At 44.9% G+C, this 15,411-nt stretch carries 8 protein-coding genes; all 8 read right to left on the bottom strand.

The window, feature by feature from the left end; genetic code table 11:
- On the bottom strand, nt 1–70 hold a 70-nt coding region (locus tag QUA45_RS29205), incomplete at its 3' end, for an IS630 transposase-related protein (protein WP_445305327.1).
- Nucleotides 71–1,297: 1,227 nt separating this feature from the next.
- Nucleotides 1,298–2,362, bottom strand: coding sequence for an NAD-dependent epimerase/dehydratase family protein (locus tag QUA45_RS16720; protein WP_333221592.1), 1,065 nt, complete (start codon nt 2,360–2,362; stop codon nt 1,298–1,300).
- Entirely contained in the window at nt 2,355–3,116 is a 762-nt protein-coding gene (locus tag QUA45_RS16715; protein ID WP_333100457.1) for a glycosyltransferase family 2 protein, read from the bottom strand. The genes QUA45_RS16720 and QUA45_RS16715 overlap by 8 nt, the downstream gene beginning before the upstream one ends.
- Before the next feature lie 3 nt (nt 3,117–3,119).
- Nucleotides 3,120–5,030, bottom strand: coding sequence for a hypothetical protein (locus QUA45_RS16710; RefSeq protein ID WP_333221590.1), 1,911 nt, complete (start codon nt 5,028–5,030; stop codon nt 3,120–3,122).
- A gap of 226 nt (nt 5,031–5,256) precedes the next feature.
- Nucleotides 5,257–7,257, bottom strand: coding sequence for a chromosome partitioning protein ParA (locus QUA45_RS16705; RefSeq protein WP_333221588.1), 2,001 nt, complete (start codon nt 7,255–7,257; stop codon nt 5,257–5,259).
- A 58-nt stretch (nt 7,258–7,315) separates the two neighbouring features.
- Nucleotides 7,316–10,327, bottom strand: coding sequence for a peptidase domain-containing ABC transporter (locus QUA45_RS16700; RefSeq protein WP_333221587.1), 3,012 nt, complete (start codon nt 10,325–10,327; stop codon nt 7,316–7,318).
- Between the two features lie 131 nt (nt 10,328–10,458).
- Nucleotides 10,459–11,208 carry a peptidylprolyl isomerase gene (locus QUA45_RS16695; RefSeq protein WP_333100464.1) on the bottom strand — a complete coding sequence of 250 codons (750 nt, stop codon included), beginning with the start codon at nt 11,206–11,208 and terminating at the stop codon, nt 10,459–10,461.
- A gap of 295 nt (nt 11,209–11,503) precedes the next feature.
- Entirely contained in the window at nt 11,504–15,355 is a 3,852-nt protein-coding gene (locus tag QUA45_RS16690; protein ID WP_333221585.1) for a glycosyltransferase, read from the bottom strand.
- Nucleotides 15,356–15,411: the final 56 nt, after the last annotated feature.

Here is a 15,411-nt window from a genome sequence, read left to right as displayed (position 1 = left end):
CTTTCGTTATACTCCCTCCATTTTCCACATAATTGACTACTTTTTGTCGATAGTCTAGACTGTAAGCCATTTTTTTATAATCAACTATTTTTAGCGATTTTATCATGATCTGACCTCGGTCTCACATTTATTTGAAATGACTATACGTACTAAGGCACCGTGCTGTCCCACTGTTAAAAAACGCGTTTCTCGACGGAAAAAATCTTCAAGATTAGCTGTTTAATCTTCTACCTCTTGAGTTTTTGAGCAACAGCTTGCCTTCTGCTAAAAGGCTGCTACTTTTAGCTGCACTGATTTTTTAGTCTAAACTACAGTTTTATAATCTCGAAACATCTCTTCAATTCCCATCCGCTTTTGGTAGGCAGCGATCGCACTCGCTTAGAGAGCCTAAATTAGTCAGGATAAACCAACCCTCCTGAACCGATATGCCCCGATATTTTCTTGGACATTTACAAGCGACATCCAATCCCCCTATCGGTTGAGTCTTTATGACTTTGACTCCAGGGAAATAAAGAGAAATTCCGGGAACCAATCCTACCTCCTTCAACGGCTGCCAGATTTCAGGTTCCGTTTCGATACAAAGAGAGCATTTAAGCCGTAAACAAAAATATACACCTCCCTCCCTGAGCCAGTTAGCCAGCTCGACTGAGCAAAATTCAGGCGTCTCCTAAAACCACTACTTTATAATCTTTCAATAGCGGTAAAATTTCTGCTATCGCATCCGTTTGTTCTGTCAAATTACTACTTCAAGGCTTGGGTAACAGTGACCCTGATAAAGGGATAGCTCTCTTCTCCCACACCAGGCTTACCGCTCGTCAAGTTTATATATCCCCATTGGGTGCGATCGATGACAATTGATAAAGTCTGACCCACTTGGCAATAAGTGGTTAACCAATAAGTTATCAGGGGATACCAAACCTGGCAGAGGGTTAAGTGAGGTAAATTCAAGAAACTTTGTAATTTCCGACGTCGGCAAAGGGCGGTAATCGGATAGGGAAACACTCGGTCTAATTGCTCCAACTTAACTTGTCTGGACGATTGCAATAGATTAAGCAGGATACTTAATACTAAAAACTGAGTACGAGTTAAGTGTTGTTGGAGATGCGTCTGATAAAATAGAGGTAACATAGTTTGTGATAGGTCGTCGGTACTGTGAACGGGCCTATCTTTTTTTACCACAAGTGGGTCTACGCCTTACCTTGTCTAGCTTCTAACCTGGTTGTCACCCCCCAGGTAGAAAGGGGAACATCGATATATCTGCATTGATCCGCCTACATCTGCAGTCAAAAAAAACTCCCTACAATATCGAACTCAACACAACCTCATTAGCAGCAATCCAATCATAAATATCCTGCAAAGCTGCTTCCGGCCCAATAAGAGGCCGCCATCCTGTTTTCTCCATCACCCGAGAAGAATCAGTAATAAAAATCGGAATATCCCCCGCGCGTTCCTCCAAAACAGGATGAATCCGAATCGATTTATTCGTAATCTTTTGGCACAAATCAGTTGTCTCAACCAAAGAAAGACTGTTGCTCAAACCGCCGCCAACATTAAAAATTTCGCCGTCAAATTCAGCAAAATGTTCTAACTGATAATTAACTAACCTCAACAAATCTTCAACGTGCAGTAAGTCCCTAACCTGCTTGCCACTGCCGCCAAAACCGATATAATTCAGCGACTTTTGAAAATAATGAGCCGCCACCCACAAACCGCAAACTCCCTGATCGACTTTACCCATTTGCCAAGCACCAGTAATTAACCCGCAGCGGTTAATAATTGCGGGTACATTGTATGCTTCCCTGTATTCCTCAATCAGCAATTCCGAAGCTAATTTAGTTGCTCCGTAAAGCGAACGGTGTCCTTTTAATGGGAAGTCTTCTGATATGCCCAACTCGGATATACCGGGTAAAGTTTGCTCAGGGGCGATCGCAAATCTATTCGGCAACTCTAACAGCTTAACAGACTTGACACTGGCGATCGGATAAACCCGACTCGTAGACAAAAACAGCAAACTCGCACCGGTTTGTCTCGCCAACTCCAAAATATTCACAGTGCCCAGTAAATTCGTCTGCAAAACGTACTGAGGCGAACTAAAACCTGCCAGTACAGAAGGCTCCGCAGCACAATCTATAATGCAGTCAGCATTCAGTGCAACTGGATCTAAATCCGCCGCTGTACGAATATCCCCGTAAACAAACTGAATACCGCAACTTTTAAGCCGAGGCAGATTCAATTCTGAACCCCGGCGACGCAGGTTATCTAAACAAATTATTTGCCATTCCGGGTGCAGTTTCTTCAGGCCAATTGCCAAACAACTGCCGATAAAACCCGCCCCGCCCACAATTAAAATTCTCTCAGGCATTCACTTTTATTTTTGCTATCTTTCTAGTCCGGTGGTAGTCGCCGCGAGAGAGATGTTTTTCCAGCCAGACATACAAGACAATAAACAAATATCGACTGCCCATCTCTTTGATTTTAAGCTTAGAAATACCCGCAGTCCGATTGTACCACCTCAAAGGAATCACCGTATAGGAAAACCCCCGGACAATTGCTTTTAATGGCAGTTCCACTGTCAAATTAAAATGATGGCTCAAAATCGGTTGCACGCCTTCAATCACTTCTCTGCGGTAAATCTTAAAAGCATTGGTGACATCGCTGTAGCGCAAGCCGAAAATACTTTTGACAAACCAGTTTGCTAAGCGGTTTATTGCTAACTTGTGAATTGGATAATCAACTATAAAGCCACCTTTGATAAAGCGGGAACCGAAAACGCAATCATATCCTTCTTGCAACTTGCGGTATCCTGCTACCAAATCGATGGGATCGTCGGAAGCATCAGCCATCACAATTGCTGCAGCATCTCCGTCAAATTCCGCCAAACCCCGGCGCACGGCAAATCCGAAACCATTCGGAGGTTGATTGTTGATGTATCTAACTGTGGGAAAAGTCTCAGATAACTCCTGGCAAATATCAATAGTTCGATCGACACTATTGTCATTCACAATCAAAATTTCGTGCGGAATGCCTTCTAAATCGAGCGTTTGGGCGATCGCCCGCACAGTACCGTACAAACAGCCCTCCTCATTGTGGGCCGGTATAATCACAGAAATTTTCACTCCTCATCCTCCGCGCAACTGGACAAACTGGTTGTCAACAGGATTATACACCCAAGCTTTGATTTCGGTTTGGGCGATCGGCAAATTATTATCCGACAAATCAACAGCCCACCTTGCATTATTGTATAACTTAGATTTTAAACTCTCAGCGATGTCGGGACTGTCCAAATTTACATAAGCGTTAGCAAAAAAAGATTTTTTATCGCCGACAGATAGCAGTACGATATTCGGCTGTTTGAAATTTTCTGGCCAAACAGCCCAACCTGCAGCCCTGACAGCAGCCTTTTTCGTAAGAGTCAAGAATTTATCGCTGGTTTGAGGTTTGTCTAAATAGCCGTAAACTTTCTCGGTATTAGAAATAAACTCTACATTTTTAGCTAACGTAATCCAACCTATTTTGTCGATAATAGCAGCGCCTTCTCTCACCAGCCAAGTTTTTTTGCTCAGCACCCTCAAACAACTTTCCGGCGAATTGTTGAAAAAATCCGACTGGTCCAGATAGTTAATTAACTGCAAACAATCTTGAGCGCCTTGTTTGTAAAGAAGTGCGGAGCGAGATTGGGCGATCGCCTGTTGAGAGTTAACAATAATTGTAGCAATTAACAGCCCTGCAACTACCCGATAAATAAATTTATAATTACTCTTTAACGTTGCTTTTGTTTCTTGATAATTACCTCGAACCAACAATTGTCCTAGCTGAACCACAGCAATTAACAGCAAAATCGAATTAGTCGTATATCTAGACGATTCGAGCGCGTGAATCGCCCCAAATTCTGCCCTACCAGCCGTAATAAACAGAGCCGATAAAACCGAAAATAAACCTATTGACAGCCAAGGTAAAGCCTCACGATGCTCGGTAATCTTTCTCCCAAAGTGGAATCCCAAAAATAAGAAACTTGCCAATATTAGCAATCCAACTAATGCTGAAATTCCAGGAGAGCGCACAATTGGCGAACCCAACAGACTCAAAAAGTAATCAATTACCACCAGGGGCTTATTCAACAATGAAATAATACTTGTTTTCCGACTGGGATGATAATCAATTGAGTAAACAACACAAGTTACAGCAAAGAGCAATATCCATATAATCAATCTTTTTCTTTTTTCTACCGCATTTCCTTCTAAAGCCGCCAGAGCCGGAATTGCAGCCCACCAAGACAGCAAGCCTTGCGCGAGGGAAAAACTAGCAATCAAGCAGAATAAAGCAGCAATCGATATTGGAATATTGTAGTAGGGACACGACAGTGCCGTGTCCCTACTCTGTTCGCTCTGGAGTGGTGCATCATTCTCAAGAACGGGCAAGATGTCCGTTTCACAAAAATTCAATGTTCTTGTGGAACGGGCATCTTGCCCGTTCCTAAATAGCTTATCGATATTGGTGCAACAGCTCTGTTTCATCCGATTAAAGATGGCGATAATATTAGGCAAAAATTTGCGATTTGAACTCAGCGCATAAACCGCAGCTACCAAACACAAATTGACTAAAAACCAAGCCAATTGAAATCCCCAAAGCCAGTTTTCTTGCTGAACTAGCGAGAAAAGCAAAATACAAGTTAAAATATTAGCTAAATGCCACAAATCATCCGCAACATTCTTAACTTGCATCGAGGATAACTTGTACATAGCGATAAAAGTTATCGCAGCCAAACCTATGCTGAGACACAACTGATAATTAATATTCCATTGAGAAGCAAAAGCCAAAATAGCAATAATTATTTTCGGAAAAAGTATGCGGTGGTTGCTGTGCACAGCCCAAAAATCGTTAAAAGTTACATTTCCCTGAGCTATTTTCTCAAAAAGGCTAGCTAACCTCCACTCGTCATCAACGGGAACGTTAACGCTAAAATTCGCTACAAATCCGATTAACAGGACAACAGGAATTAGATATAAAGTAAATAAGATGATTTTTTTCATGAAAGTGCGATCGCACTGATTGCCATCACCATTTTATATCAAACCCGGTTAAATAATTTTTATCAAGTTTGTAGTGAAGGCTTCACTCCTCATAGTTTAGGCATAGCGGGACTTGCATTCCTTACTACAAACAAGTTGAAAAACATAACACATAGAAACCCGGTTTCTTGAAGAAACCGGGTTTCCGAACAGCCTAAAAGCCTCGCGTTCAATTCGGTTAACCGAATTACTTAATAGTCTTGAACGTATCCATTTTCCCAGTAAATCGGTTGATAAACATCTGCAAAACACTCCGCTTGCCGATATTGATATTAGAACTCACGGACATTCCCGACTGCAAGTTAACCTCAACTTGATTTGCCTTGCCCTTATTCAAAACAAACTTCTGATTCTTGAGCTTAATTTTGGTTTTGAAAGCGTAGTATTTCCGCAGTTCAGTAGGAGGCTCAGCATCGCTGCTAATCTCTTTCACTTCACCCTCAGCAGTACCAAACTCCAGAGCCGGGAAAGCTTCTACATTCACTTCCACAGGAACGCATTGGTATTTGGTCAAGCCCAGTTTCTCTCTGTTAACTTCCTTCTCTGGACAAACGCAACTTTTACCTTTTTCGCAGTCAATCTTTTCTCCGTCCAATTGTTTGCCGTGATACGGTTCCAATTTTTCCCGCTTCTGTCTCAAAGCATCCAATACCAGAGCCACATTGCTGTTTTCCAGGTAAACAACTGCTTCCAGACCGTTGTCGTCATCCAAAACCTTGAGCAGCTTTTCAGTTTGCTGCGCTTCGTAATAAGCTTCTTCGCAGCGTTTTGGGCGCGGTTCGCCCGGTTTCAACACCGAATTAATAATGGATTGGCATATCGGATCTTTCGCCATATCCAACTTAGCTTTCTCCTTCGTAGAAGGCTTCAAATCAAAGATTACCCCCGATACCGGAGCCTTCATCACTTGAGTATCGCGGTTTTGTTGAGCCTTCTCTAGCTGAGCGTTCACCTCGGACAGCTTTTTCAGGTTTTCCACTTTGAAGCGGCTTAACTGAGAATCGCTGCTGGCAATTTGTTTCTGGTTTTCAGCAATTTTGGTATAAAGTTCTTTCGCCCAGGAATCCTTGGTGTTTTTCAACTGTTCTTCGGCGCGGGCGATGGACTCCTGAATGCGCGCTTGCTCTCCTTGCTGGCGCTGTATTTCAGCACTAATTTTTTGGATGTCACCTTGACGCGCGTTAATTTCACCGCGGCGCGTATTTATCTCACCTCGGCGCGTGTTAATTTCGCCTTTGCGGGCGTTGATTTCACCTTCGCGCTGCTTGATTTGATCTTGCTGTTTGAGAACGTCGCTTTGACCTTTGAAAACATCTTGTTCTTGACGTTCTTTTTGCAGTTCAGCGATGGCTCCTTCCTCCACCAGGGGGCCTAGTCTCCCCAAAATGCCTTGATTTGACTTCAATACTTGTTGGGATTTCGTCAACTGTTCTTCGGCCAACTCTTTCTGAGCCAAGGCTGATTTTACTTGCTCTTGCGAAGAAGCTAACTGCTGCTGAGCATAATTTAATTGGTTCTGGGCAAAACCTAATTGTTGCTGTGCCACTATCATTTGATCGCCGGCGGCTTTCTCAGCATCCTGAGCTTGCTTCAGTTGTTTTTCCAACTCCTGAACTTGGCCTTGAGCTGCGGCGACGCGAGACAGAAATTCCGATCGATAATTAACATAAAGTCCTTGCTGGGCTGCATCAAAATTTCCGCTAGCTCCCCGATTGAGGTACAGTTCGTCAATCAAAGCTTGCAGCACTTGATTTTGTGCCGCGAGGCTCTGTCTGTCCTTAATTGTTGATTCTAGGTTAGAAGGAACAGGGCCTTGAATTTTGCCGTTGACAACATCTTCATAAAATTTATTTTCCTTTTCCAGAGCTTCTTTAGTTTTCTGTATCGATGTTAAATCGGCACTGGGTGCAAGGGGGTTGAAAGTGAGCAGAGGCTGGTTTTTTTCCACACGATCGCCATTTTCAACGTGAAGTCTCACCACAGCGCCCGTAGCAGGTGCTTGGATGTCTCTAGCACCATCTTTGAGTTCTAATTGCCCCACCGCGGGGACAGCTTGCTCTACGCTAGCAAAATAAGCCCAAACTACAGCCGAAGTGGTCATCAGCATGATCATCCACAAAAACAAGTGCGACCAAATCGCTGGTTTTTCGAGAATGACTGGTTGCTCAGAAAGTATTAACGATTTCATTGCCATTTGTTAGTTCTCAGTTGTTAAGCGTTAGTGATCAGTTGTGAGTTGTTAGATATCAGGTATTCGATGACTCTTGTTGTTGGAAGAGGCAGTAGTAGCGCCCTTTAAGAGCCATTAATTCTTTATGAGTTCCCCGCTCGACTACAGAACCTTGATCCATCATAATAATTACATCAGCGTTTTGGATTGTAGTCAGGCGGTGAGTAATGAAAAACACCGTGCGCCCGGCGAAAGCTTCTGCTAAATTATTGCAAACTTGGCGTTCGGAATGGTAGTCGAGGGCGCTTGTAGCTTCGTCCAAAATCAGCAGTTTCGGGTTTTGCAAAATCGTGCGGGCGATCGCCAAACGCTGCCTTTGACCCCCAGAAAGCGACGAACCCCGCTCTCCCACCACCGTATTGTACCCAGCGGGTAAGCCCATGATAAAATCGTGAGCCACGGCTAATTTTGCCGCTCGCACAATCTCATCCGTACTTGCATCGGGATTGCTCAGAGCAATATTTTCCTGCACAGTACAGTTAAACAGCAAAGTATCTTGCAATACCACCCCTAGTTGGCTGCGAAGCGAGTACAGTTCCACCTTAGAAATGTCGTAACCGTCAACAAAAATCCGACCCGACAGCGGCGGATAAAGACGCTGCAACAGCTTCATCGCCGTACTTTTACCGGAACCGCTTCCCCCCACAATTCCCACAAAACTGCCAGCGGGAAATTCCAAATTCACATTCGCCAATTGCAGTGGGCCGCTCTCCAAGAATCGGAAGGAAACCTCCTCATAGGTAACCTGCCCTTGAATTGCGGGCAGCGGGATATTGCTGCGGTCTTCCTCGCTGGTTTCCGTCGGCGTATCGACCACATCCTTGAGCATATCGATCGACATCGAGACTTCTTGGAAACTCTGCCACACGCTCACAAAACGCAGCAGCGAACCAGTCACGTTCCCGGAAATAATTCGGAAAGCAATCAACTGACCCAAAGTAATCTCATTTCCCAGTACCAAATAAGCTCCTACCCACAACTGAGCTAAGTTACCCACCTGGTTTAAAAAGCCGCTAACCGTACCGGCCGTAGTCCCCGTGATAATTGTTTTAAAACTGGCTGTAATGTATTTTGCATAGCGGCTCGACCACTCCCATCGGGATTTCAATTCAATATTTTGAGCCTTAACAGTTTGAATCCCGCTGACTACTTCCACTAGATAAGATTGAGAGTCAGCAAAACGGTTGTTTCTTTGTTTTATCAGGCGCAGCACCAGGGGATTGATTAGAACAATCATCAGCCCCAGTATCGGTACCACTGCCAAAGATACAAAAGTTAGCTGCACGCTGTAGGAGAGCATAACGGCGACGTAAACCACCGAAAATACTGCATCGAGAACCACTGTCAGAGCTGTACTCGTCATGAATTCCCGAATCTGGCCCATCATGCTGAATTTGTAAACCAGATCTCCCACGCGCCGGTTGTCAAAGTAATTCTGGGGCAGCCGGAGCAAGTGGTCGATTACCTCCGCACTCAATTTGACATCGATGCGGTTTGAGGTGTCTATAAACAAAAAGGTACGCAAACCGTTGAGCAGTCCTTCAAACAGAGCAACACCTAACAGAAACGCCCCCAAAATATCCAAGGTGTCAATGCTGCGCTGACCTAAGACTTTATCAATAATTATTTGGCTGATTAATGGGTTTGCAAGACCAAATAACTGTACAAAAAACGAAGCGAGCAACACCTCAAAAAATACTGTCTTGTGTTCCATCAGCGCCGGCACAAACCACCAGAAACTGAACTGCTCTTTTTGTTCGACTTGCGGAGCTTGCAGCAGCAGGACTTCTCCTGATTCTCCCCAGATTTCTTTAAACTGAGGTATCCGCTTCCGCATCAGCCCCTGTTCGGGCGTGGCGAGCACCAATTCTTGCTCGGTGATGCTGTAAATAATGGCAAAGCTATCTTGCCATTTAATCATTACGGGGGCTTTGATGCGGTTGATGGCTTCTGCTGGCACTTGCGCCAGTTGGGGCGTGAGGCCGATGCTTTGGGCGATCGCCCCGCAGGCTTGCAGACTGATAGAACCAGCGGTTTTTAACTGATTTTCTAGAACTTTGCGGATGATATCTCGACGAAATTTAAGACCGAAATACTTGCTCAACATCTGGAAGCAAGCTAGCGGACCGTCAATCTGCCCTTTAGCGCGGAAAACTGGGTATTTCGCCGCCGCATCCTTTGGTTGGCCGCTTGCGGGTTCTGGGGGACGCTCTGGGCCGGGTATAACCTCGATGAATGCTCCGCCGGGCGGCTTCTGCCCTGGATCTACTGTATCTGGCGTGCCATTTAATGAGTCTGTTTCGGGTTGGGGTTCTGGGGGTTCCCGGAAACCGACCAAGCGAGCGCCGAGGCGGCCTTCTACTTTTAAGGATTTGGCTGCGTTTTCCACAGAGAAGCGGCTGCCGGTGGGAAAGTCGCCCAAGACGCCGCTGCTGACGAGCCAAACTCGATCGCCATCTAGCTCTTTGGCGAGGTCTTGAGTTTTTTTGTTGCCGTTTGGCACGTTGACAACTTTCGCGTCTTGCCAAGCTTGTAGGGTGAGTTCCTTGAGATTGGAAGTCCCGTCGGCTTGGCGCTGCAATTCCAGGCTCAACAGTTCAAATACTTCGCTCAAGGAACAGTGTTCGCGAAAGGCTTCTCCAAAGGTCGGCTGTTTTTCCACTACGCTCAGGAAATCTTCGGCAGGTAGGACGATCGCAATTACATCTGTAGAGGCGATCGCCGTTTCGCAGGGAACTCCCCGGAGCAAGCCAGCCCAGCCGAGAATTTCCTGCGACTGCACCAAGCGCAAACTTACGTGGCGCTGCGATCGCTGGTCAAAGCCCAGCAGCCGGGCCTGCCCTTGATAGATAATTGCCACCTGAGTCGGCATTTTTTCCCGTTCAAACAGCGGTTGCCCCGTCCGGTAGCCTAACAGTTGGCATTTAGCCACCAAGGCTGTGAGAGCGGTCTCTGAGAGCCGGTCAAAGGGAGGTGTTTTAGCTAAGAAATCCTGAATTTGGGAGAGGGAAACAGCGGAAGAAGTCATCCGATTTTAGATTTTAGATTTTAGATTTTAGATTGAATCCACAGATGAATCCGGAGGCTTTTTGTTAGGATGCTACGCTTTTTAAAGTCTCCACGGATAAATCCGGGGGCCCCAGACGAAATTGCTTTCGGTCATGATATTGAAGACACGGAAGAGAGGGGCTGTAGCGGGCCTATTTGCGATATCTGTTCGGCGAGCCAGCTTTCAAAGAGTTCGTTAATCAAGTGCAGCCGCATCGATTCATCGAGCTGGGCCGGCATGAACTTTTCTAGTCGAATAATTACCATCCATTCTGCCAGAGGACGTGGCGTCCACAGTTGATTTGGCTGGCTGACGGACAAAAGTTTGCTGATTGCCGGGTGGGGCTGCGAGAGCGGTACTGGGCCCAACAAGCCACCTGACTTGGACTCTGGCCCTTCGGAATAGTCGCGGGCCACTTCAGCAAAGGTTTGTTCCCCTTCGAGGATGCGAAAGTAAAGTTCGTTTGCCAGTGCTGGATTTTTGGTGCGTACCAGGGAATAGACTACATGGTCTAGGCTGGCTTTGCGGGTTAAAAAATAATTATCTACTTTAGGTCTCCAAGTGGCTTGCTTAAATTTTTCGATCAGCAAGGGCCTGACGGCCATCTCTTGAAGTTCTTCTTCCGTCATGTTTTGGCCGCGCAGCCAAGCTTCTTTGGCTTCGGGGGCTGTCAGTTGGTGTTGTGCCAGAAAGTTCTCGACGGCGGATTTGCGTTCTTCGTCGCTGCAACTAAAGGATGCGATCGCTTGGTCTACTATTACACCGCGCAAGAATTGCGGCATTAACTGATACCGCTTCAGGAGCGATGGCATATCCTGAGCTTGCAGTAATTTATCGCCTATTTGAAAAAGTCCTGTCATTTTTTTATCTCCAACTGACTTGCGCTTCCCCTTTTAATTTAGCTGTGGCAGGAAAAGAGCGACAACCACTAACCCCTCGATTCCCCGATGATAGCAGACCGTCAGTGGGCTAGCGCTATTGCTGTCTATTTCTTGACGCTCTGCCTAGCGAGGGGTTCCCCGCGGGTCTCATAATGGTAACCGGGTGCGAGAGTGGGAGAGTGGGAAAATCTTTACTTCTGCCATCTTCCTTTTTCCCTCAACATCCATCCGTTAAATCCCGTACACTGCTTAGTTGCTGAACTTCCTTCTTCCTTCACCCTCGGAATAGTTTTTCAAAGAGTGTTCCCAGTTGAGTCGAGCAAGCGCGACTGTCGAGATATTTCGGGTTTGCCACCATTTTTTGCTGAATTCGATCGCGGTAGTGCCGGCGCAGTTCTGGGTTGTTTCCCAGTGCTGTGCTCAGATCTAAATAAGAGTTCTCGCTGTCTGCTACCAGTTCCGGAAGTAGCAGTTCTTCGATCACTGCGGCTGATTGTCGCGATCGCCCTGTTTGGCCTTTTCTTACCACTACAGGCAACCCCACCAACAGCGCTTCTGCCGCATAGCAGGCACTGCTGTATGGATAGGAGTCTAAATATATATCAGCCAATTCCAGACATTTTATGTAATCTGCGCGAGATGGCAGCGCTTTAATCACAACTAAGCGCTTTTTGTCAACCCCAAATTCGGCAAAGAGCGATCGAATTTGGTTGTAAAAAGGCACCGTCGGATAGTTTTCATTGCCGGAACTAAAGGGATACAAAACTAAAATAGAATTTGGTACCGCCGCAATAATTTTTGCCCAATTTTCTCTCAATTCTGGGATAATTGTAAAAACTTGAGCGCCGGACATGAACACTACAGATTCCTCAGTTGCTCCCCAACTGCTACGAGTCGGTTCAACTATGGCAGGTGCCGATCCTACACTATAGCTTAAACAAACTCCCGATCCTTTTAAAGTAATTAATTTTTCGCGATACTCTGCTGCTGCACCTGCGGGCAATGTCAAATCTCCGGCCATGAAATAATCGATATTTCGGGCGCCCGTGGTGGCGGGGGTTGATGCACCGCTAGCTATTTGCACCCGTGCTAGTCGGTGCAAGCACAGGAGGGCGCATGGCTCAGAAGTGTTGGTAATATTGGTGCAGATTAGCAGAATATCTAAATCGTGCGATCGCATTTCTCGGACTTGCTGGGGCAAATCTTCTGACAGTTGCACCAGTTTGTCGGCGCAACTTTCGCAATATTTCCCCAGTCGTTCGTCTTGTACCTGGAAATAGTACACGATAATTTCAAATTTGGTTCTGTCTAAATATTCAAAACTCGGAATTGCAGCACGAGTCTCGGATTCATCACTAATTTTATCAAGCAAAAAGCCAACTCGAATTTTAGTTATTTCTGGTTCTTTTTGAGGAAAATCCCATTCTATTTGACAGCCGGCATTTTTCAAATAAAATTCCAGAATATCATTTCGTTGACTCAATATATTGAGCAGATTTTCCTCGCTCAAGTACAAAGCTTGGAAGCTAACATTTTTCGCCGCCATAAAGGCCGCCAAATAACGCCACACTTCTGAATCTGGAAAACGGGCGATATTTCCAGCGACATACTTGATTAACTGCTGCAAATATTCAGAGTACCTTTCTATTTCCCAGTTTTGTTTAAAATAACCGGGAGACTGAAAGATAAATTTCAAAAAGTCGTCAAAAAACCACTGGGGAATTGCTGCATTTTTATACTCAAGTGGCAACTGATAAGCGTCGCGGTACAGCATCGCTGCGAGGAGATATTGAATCTTATCGGCAATTTCCCCTCCTTCAGCAAGTTTGGAGGATAACTGCTGGACAAAACTTTGTTCTTCCTCAGTTAAAGTTTCATTTTTGAGGGCGCTACCTAGGAGCAATTTATGAGCTTGCCCCGTGTCTTTGAAGTAAGCATTTTCTAATTTTTTAGCTGGCAAATTCAGCCAATATTCAGCTAGCTGTTGGCGGTATTGGCGCAGCACAAGAAGAGGCTGTTTTGAGGGAAATTTATTGTATTGCTCAAGCATTGCTGACAATTCCGATAAGCTCGGCTGGGTTCTCAATGCCAACTTTTGGCGGATTGTCTGTTGGATTTGTTGATCCAGGAAACTGTAATCAGAACTATTTAGTAGTTTTTTGTAAAATCTGACTACATCTTTATGATTTTCCCCAGCCGCGAAGTTTTTCCAAGTTTGTTGTTCGGGATGAATCCGCAGTGACGACAGTTTTTCGTCTACAAATCCGATATGATAGTTCCCCATGATTCGCCACCACATATCTAAGTCTACATACTGAGATAATCCCGAATCAAATAATCCTATTTCTTCAAATACTCTGGCGGCAATTAAGACGGTACTCGGTTCGCCAATTTTGTTTATGGGGTTGCTCAAGCAGTTAGTATCTGCCAGTAATTCTTTCCCGGACTGAATAGATTTTAAATTAGACCAACTTTTATGCAAATCTTTAATTGATTGGGAAGCTTTCCGCAAAATCGGGTTAGATTCATTTTCAGCTATGGTGATGCCTCGCGCGGAGAAAACCATACCTATTTCAGGGTTTTGTTGGGCGACGGCGACCATTTTTTCAATACATTCTGGTGCGAGCAAGTCGTCTTGAAACAAAAACTTGATGTATTGACCTTTTGCTTGGGATATGCAAAAGTTCCAGTTTTGTGATAAGCCGTAGTTGCGGTGCAGTACAATGCGGAAATCGATTGAGGTTTGGGATTGGAAGGATTGGGCGATCGCAACTGTTTCGTCTGTAGAACCGTCGTCGGATATAATCAGTTCTATGTTAGGGTAGGTTTGGGCCAAAGCACTTTTGATTGCTTCCCCAATAAATGCTTCTCCGTTGTATGTCGGAATGCAAATGCTAACCTTCGGCTGCCCGTTTTGTAGTTCTGCTGTGGATTGATTTTTTTGCTGTGATGGTGGCAAGTCTGCCCTAAATTTGGCAGACTTCGGTTGGGCTGTTCCTGACAGAAGTATGCTTTGAAAGTTATCGGTAATCTCGGCAATATATTCGAGACGTTTTTTAATTTTATTACCTGTAACTTGCGGGTGGAGTAAAGTCTGAATTTCCTCAGCAGCTATCGCTCCAATTTGCTGAGCTTCCCGGTAATTGTTGAAGACATGACGCATTAAATCAGCAGCGTGATCGACATCCGGTTCGGCCCAAACATTGCCTTTTTTGTAAGGCCCGCAATCTTTCTCAATAGGGATTAACTTATACTTGACTAAATAGCTATTGCCGACATTCATAAATTCTGTATTTGATGAATAGCTAGTGGCAATTACTGGTTTCCCGTAAAACATGGCTTCAGCCATTGTTAAGCCGAATCCTTCGCAGCGGTGCAGCGATACATAACAGTCGCAATTATAGAGCAAGCCGTTAAGTTTATTTTTGGACAAATACCCGTCTAGATGTTTGATATTTGAATTATTTGCTATGGCTGAGTTTAAGGATGCTTGCGCCGCTAAAAATTTGTGGGAATTAGAAGATTTGATTACCAATAATACGCTGTTATCTTCGCCAAAAGCTTGCTTAAATGCTTGAATTGTCGCTAAAGTATTTTTGCGCTCGATGCGGCTAGAAAAGTCGAAGACAAACAAGAAAATAAATTTATTTTTCGGTAAGTTCAGTGCTTCTCTGTTCAGGGAAGGTGCGGGCAGAGCAATACTAGGCATGATTTTGATGACGGGAATTGGCGAGACTGCTGAAATTGCCTCTGCGCAATAGTTGCTGTAAGTCCATATTTCGTGAAAGTGATTAAATGCTGGCTGCCATTCTGGGGGAAATGCGGGAAGTTCCCAAGCCCAAAAGCCGATATTGTATTTGTTTTTAAAATAGGTGGAACCTGTATGTTTGATAAAGGTTGCAACTTCATCGGCGTTGACTTGAATTAAGTTTACAGGATAGGGATTATCTGGGCTAAAATTTTGATAGGTGGTGTCTTTCTTGCGGTGGGGACTGCGGGTAAAATTGTTTAGGGCGAAGGGAATCCCAGCGGCTTCTGCAGCCCTAATATTGGCTCTGACACCTTCTCCTATGCCAAATTCGCCGTTGATGTAGCCGGCGATGTTCATTCCTCGAATATGGTTCATAGTTTCTAATGTATTTAGGACAGTGTAGTGTGGTTTTTTTGAGAAAAAGCAGAATT

It is taken from the genome of Microcoleus sp. Pol12A5 (genome assembly GCF_036701435.1).
Classification (GTDB): domain Bacteria; phylum Cyanobacteriota; class Cyanobacteriia; order Cyanobacteriales; family Microcoleaceae; genus Microcoleus.
Note: the sequence above shows the minus strand (reverse complement) of the source record. Positions and strands in the feature narration are given on the sequence as shown.